We start from the raw sequence: 413 nt of genomic DNA on the forward strand, positions 1-413 counted from the left end.
TCTAAATAATGACTAACCTAGAGAAAGGAGGAATAACAATGCCAAAATTAAATGTACTAAATGTTAGTGGACAAAACGTTGGAGAAATAGAATTATCAGATTCTATATTTGGCGTAGAAGTTAATGGACATGTTTTATACGAAGTTGTAAAAAATCAATTAGCAAATAAGAGACAAGGAACTCAATCTGCTAAAACTAGAGCAGAAGTTAGAGGTGGCGGAAGAAAACCTTGGAAACAAAAAGGAACAGGTAGAGCAAGACAAGGTTCTACAAGATCTGTACAATGGGTAGGTGGAGGAGTTGCTTTTGCACCTAAACCAAGAAGCTACAAATATGCATTACCTAAGAAGGTAAGAAGATTAGCTATGAAGAGTGCTTTATCTTCAAAAGTTCAAAATAGTGAAGTTATAGTA

General features: G+C 34.4%; 1 protein-coding gene. It reads left to right on the forward strand.

From position 1 onward, the window contains the following. Positions 1-38: 38 nt before the first annotated feature. A partial coding sequence (rplD, locus tag MU407_RS14225) for a 50S ribosomal protein L4 (protein ID WP_246958464.1) occupies positions 39-413 on the forward strand: 375 nt, incomplete at its 3' end.

It is taken from the genome of Brachybacterium sp. Marseille-Q7125, from assembly GCF_023062615.1.
In the GTDB taxonomy this organism is placed as follows: domain Bacteria; phylum Actinomycetota; class Actinomycetes; order Actinomycetales; family Dermabacteraceae; genus Brachybacterium.